Below are 5,125 nucleotides of genomic sequence, written 5' to 3'. Positions count from 1 at the left end.
GGTGTCAGGTCGCGGCCATAGCAGCCGATGTGGATCCCGGTGAGCACCGTTTCCCGGTAGCCCAGCCGCCCCAGCTGTTCGATCTGGCGCAATACCTGGTCCATGGGCAGGCTGCGGCTTCTTCCGCGCGCATGGGGCACGATGCAGTAGGTACAAAAGGCGTTGCAGCCGTCCTGAATTTTCAAAAACGGACGCGTTCGATTGCCGTGGGCGATGCCGGGCAAGGATTGGAATCGACCGACATCGGCGATGTCCACGCTTGCAGCCGGCGCATCGTCGCCGGCGCGTTTGGGCAGGCCGGAATATATCTGTTGTGGTATCAAATGCTTGTCCTGATTGCCGACGATCAGATCCACGCCGTCGATGGCGGCCAGCTCCGCCGGTGCGGTCTGGGCGTGGCAGCCGGTGACCACGATGCGTGCACCGGGATTGGCCCGGATGGCCTGACGAACGGCCTGACGGCTCTGCATGGCGGCTTTGCGGGTCACCGTGCAGGTATTGACGATCACGACGTCGGCCATGCCGTCGTTGCTAGTGACAAGGCCCGGATCCGACTCCACCAGTGCATTGCGGATGGCCTCGGACTCGCACTGGTTGACTTTGCAGCCGAGGGTTTTTATAAAGATTTTTTTCATAAAAAATCGGTTTTATTGGTTCGTTGGTTTAGTTGGTTTGATTGGTTGAGATGGGTTCAGGGTTCAGGGTTCAGGGTTCAGGGTTCAGGGTTCAGGGTTCAGGGTTCAGGGTTCAGGGTTCAGGGTTCAGGGTTCACAGAAAAGCACTCAAACCCCTTCTATGCAACCGATTTAAATAACTAATTTAACTAATAAGACAAATCAAACCAATTAAACCAAATTAACCAATTCAACTAACCAACAAATTCAACAAACAAACCGTTATTCAGCAACAATCCAGCCGCCGCCTATCACCTCATCCCCCCGATAAAAAACCGCCCCCTGCCCCGGCGTGACGGCGGTCTGGGGCTGATCGAACCGAACCTCGGCGCAGTCGTGACCCACCGGCGAGACAGTCGCGGGCACGGCCTTGTGGCGGTAGCGTATGCGTGTATCGGCTTGCATGGGGCCATCGGGAACACCGGCGATCCAGTTGATGTCCCCTACCCGGCAGCTGTCGGCGGCCAGTTCGTCCTTGAACCCAACCACCAGGCGGTTGCGCCGTGTGTCGAGCCGGACCACGTAATAGGCCGCACTTGCCGGGCAATTGATGCCCCGCCGCTGGCCCACGGTGTACCGGTGCAGCCCGCTGTGGGTACCCACCCGATGTCCGGCGGTGTCCACGATATCTCCCGGCTGCGGGCGGATACCGGTGGTCCGGATGAGAAAATCGGCATAGCCGGTGTCGCGGATAAAACACACATCCTGACTCTCCTGCCGGGTCAGCGGCTGCAGTCCTTTTGCTGCCGCCAGCGCTTTCACCTTCGCCTTGGTCAGCGTCCCCAGCGGGAAACAGGCACGTGCCAGCTGATCCTGGGTGAGGCGGGAGAGAAAATAAGACTGATCCTTAATCTCGTCCACACCCCTTCGCAGCCGATATCGCGTCCCCTGCCCGCCTTCCACCCGCGCGTAGTGGCCGGTGGCCAGGCGTGAGGCGCCCAGTTGACGGGCCTCATCCAGCAGGGCGCCGAATTTGATCGCCGGGTTGCACACCAGGCAAGGATTGGGGGTTTCTCCGTTCCGGTAGGCGGCGGTGAAATAGTCCACAACCATGGCCTTGAACTGCTCCTTCAGATCAACGACCACAACCGGGAGGTCCAGTTGCCGACCCATCGCCTTGAGCCCTTCGATACCCGATTCGGTTGGTTTTACATAACCGGTGAGAAAATGGATGCCGAAAACATCGCTTTGCTGTTGTTTGAGCAGGTATGCGGAAACCAGGGAGTCAACGCCGCCGGAAACGGCAATGGCGATGGGACCGCTCATTCAAAAAAAAGCTGGTTGGTGGGACGCACTTCCATGGCCCGCGGCGGGCATGCGGTGACACACAGTTCACAGACGCTGCACTTTTGCTGATCGAAATCCACCGCCATCTCCGGCCGTTTAACGGACAGGGCGCCGGTGGGGCACACGGCCGTGCAGGATCCACAGTGGGTGCACTTATTCTCGTTGCGCTTGATCTCCTGGGAGGCGTTCTGTACATCCACCCCCTGGTTTTTCAGGTATTTGACGCCATCTTTGTAATTCTTGCGGCTGCCGGAGATCTCCAGCACCATGAAGCCCTCTTTGCGGGGAAGGATGCCGGCATTGAGAATGTTAAACATCAGATCAAATTCCCGGGCCAGATTGCAGACCAACGGTTTCTGGACTTCCGTGACGGGGAACCGCAATTTGAGTATTTTCGAATACACCAGTTGTCTCCGTATGATTCTTTACATTTAATAACAAGCCATGTAATCTAACGGTTGGATTAAGCGGTGTCAATCGTATAGATGAATCGCACATCAGGCCACCCGGATTCTCTCTCATGCATTTCAGCCCAAACTGATCAATGAATCGTTTCGCATACCGCACCACCGGCCTGGCCATTAAAACCATTGCCGGTCTCACCCGTGCCCGCATGAACATCCATGGCGCGGATAATATCCCCCACGGCGCCACCATTTTCGTGGTCAACCACTTTACGCGGATCGAAACGTTTCTGCTGCCCTACCACCTGCACCGGCTGACCGGAAGGCCGGTGTGGGCGCTGGCTGCCCCGGAGTTGTTCGTGGGCAAGTTCGGACGCTACCTCGAGCAGTTGGGTGCCGTTTCCACCCAATCGCCGCACCGGGACCGGTTGATGGTCAAAACCCTGCTCACCGCCGAAGCCTGCTGGATCGTATTTCCCGAAGGCCGGATGGTCAAAAACAAGAAGATCATGGAAAAGGGGCGCTACATGATCTCCTACGCCGGCGGCAAGCACCCGCCCCACACCGGCGCCGCCACCCTGGCCCTGAGAACCGAGTTCTACCGTCAGCGTATTGCCGATATGGCCCGCTGCAACCCGCAAGAGGCCCAGCGTCTGATAGACCGGTTCGACCTGGCATCCGTGGAGAGTATCAGCCCTCAGCCCACCTGCATCGTACCGGTCAATCTCACCTATTACCCGCTGCGAGCACGGGAAAACGCCCTGAGCCGCCTGGCCGGGCGCATGGTGGAGGAACTGCCCGAACGCGTGGCCGAGGAGATCATGACCGAGGGGGCCATGCTGTTGTCAGGCGTGGATATCGACATGCGCTTCGGTGAACCCATTGAAATCAAAAAAAACCTCTCCTGCCGGAAGGTTCAGTGCGATATCCGGTCGTCTGCGGCCATCGGTTTCGACGACGCGATCCCTTCACGCAAATTCATGCGGCATGAAGCGTTGAAGATCATGCAGCAATACATGGCCGCCATTTATCGGATGACCACGGTCAATCACGATCACCTGTTCGCCGCCTGCCTGAAAAAGTCGCCGGTCAGCCGCATCGACAAAGACAATCTGAAACGCCGCGTCTTCCTGGTGTCGCAGGAAGAGGCGGACTCCGGCAGCGTTTATCTGCACAACAGCTTCGACAAGAACCAGGTGCACCTGCTCACCGACGACCGATACCGCAAATTCAGCGAGTTCTTGGATTTTGCCATGGAAAAGGGCGTGCTGGCAGCCGACGGTGCCGTTCTGAAAAAAAATGCCGCGCGCCTGGGCACCATATTCGATTTTCATCGATCACGGATCGACAACCCCATTGCCGTCATGGCCAATGAAGTGGAACCGCTGACCCGACTTCAGCGCCGCATCTCCCGCCTGTGCTGGCAGCCCGGGTTCTGGCTGAAACGCAAGGTAACCCGGCTTTTAATCAAACACGCATTGGATGATTTCAATCGTGACTATGAGACATTTTCGACGCTGAAAACATCAAAGCCCAAGGATGTCGGCCGGCCGTTTCTGATCAAAGGGGACCGCCGCCGGGTGGGCGTGGTGCTGGCCCACGGCTACATGGCGGCCCCGGCTGAGGTGAGAGGTCTGGCCGAATACCTGGGGAAAATGGGATTCTGGGTCTACGCCCCCCGCATGAAGGGGCACGGCACCGCCCCGGAAGATTTGGCCGGATGCACCTTTCAGGACTGGATCGAATCCATGGACACCGGGTATGCCATCATCAGCAACCTGTGTCGTCGGGTGATCGCCGGGGGATTTTCCACCGGTGCCGGCCTGGCCCTGGACCTGGCCCAGCGGGTACCTGCGGTGGAGGGTGTCTTTGCCGTGTCCGCCCCGCTGCGGCTGCATGATATGGCCGCCCGTTTCGTTCCCGCCGTGGATGTGTGGAACCAATTCATGGAACGCTTTAACCTGGATGAGGCCAAAAAGACCTTTGTGGACAACCATCCGGAGAATCCGCAGATCAACTATTTCAAAAACCCCATCGCCGGGGTTCGCGAACTGGAACGGCTCATGTCGTCCTTAGAGCCGCGGCTGCCGATGATCACGGCACCGGCCCTGGTGATTCAGTCACGGGAAGACCCGGTGGTCAATCCCAAGGGAACCGACAAAATATTCAAGCTGCTCGGCTCGACGGACAAGCAGATGGTCCTGTTTAACTTTCAGCGCCACGGCATCCTGTTGGGAGACGGTGCGGAGCGGGTGTACCGGGCCATCGGTGATTTTCTGGACCACATTCGCAAGGGGCCGCGATCGTTATCGCCATCGGCGGAAGCTGGAGCTGAACACGGGGAATTGAAGACCGAGGAAAGCAATTGATCGAGAGACAACAGACTGTTTAATTGGTTCAATTTGTTTGGTTGGTTTGATTGGTTGGTGAAATCGCTGGGATAGAGTGGATTTGAGTGCTTGTACGTGAATCGTGAACAGAATAGCTGATAAGCTCAAGGCTCAAAGCCGAACCCTGAACTCAGAAAACAGAGAGCAGTGAGCAGTGAACCACAAACCAGAGACCGATTAGTGAACGGTTATAGGTTGACAGTTTCCGGTTACCGGTTGACGGTTAAGGTCAACATCCTCTCCCTTCAATCCTCTTACCTTCACATCTACAGTGAACGGTGAGCAGGCAGCCACAAACCAAAAACCAGAGACCGTCAACCGGTAACCGTGAACAGAATAGCTGTTAAGCTGATAAGCTCAAAGCCAAGCC

4 protein-coding genes are annotated in these 5,125 nt (G+C 57.2%); 1 reads left to right on the top strand and 3 read right to left on the bottom strand.

The window, feature by feature from the left end:
- From QNK41_RS15905 to QNK41_RS15895, 3 genes are all read right to left on the bottom strand, one after another.
- On the bottom strand, nucleotides 1-635 hold a 635-nt coding region (locus tag QNK41_RS15905; RefSeq protein ID WP_319258650.1), incomplete at its 3' end, for a radical SAM protein.
- Between the two features lie 261 nt (nucleotides 636-896).
- The gene (gene mnmA / locus QNK41_RS15900) at nucleotides 897-1,940 is read right to left on the bottom strand and encodes a tRNA 2-thiouridine(34) synthase MnmA (RefSeq protein WP_319258648.1); all 1,044 of its coding nucleotides are present in this window, start codon (nucleotides 1,938-1,940) and stop codon (nucleotides 897-899) included.
- Nucleotides 1,937-2,365, bottom strand: coding sequence for an NIL domain-containing protein (locus QNK41_RS15895; RefSeq protein ID WP_319258646.1), 429 nt, complete (start codon nucleotides 2,363-2,365; stop codon nucleotides 1,937-1,939). Before QNK41_RS15895 ends, mnmA begins: the two co-directional genes overlap by 4 nt.
- Before the next feature lie 140 nt (nucleotides 2,366-2,505).
- On the opposite strand from QNK41_RS15895, the gene QNK41_RS15890 reads away from it, so the two are divergent.
- Nucleotides 2,506-4,734 (top strand): alpha/beta fold hydrolase, encoded by a 2,229-nt coding sequence (locus tag QNK41_RS15890; RefSeq protein WP_319258644.1) that lies wholly within the window; start codon nucleotides 2,506-2,508, stop codon nucleotides 4,732-4,734.
- Nucleotides 4,735-5,125 lie beyond the last annotated feature (391 nt).

The sequence above is a fragment of the Desulfosarcina sp. genome (assembly GCF_033791525.1).
Classification (GTDB): domain Bacteria; phylum Desulfobacterota; class Desulfobacteria; order Desulfobacterales; family Desulfosarcinaceae; genus Desulfosarcina.
This window is presented reverse-complemented; position numbering and strand designations above follow the sequence as displayed.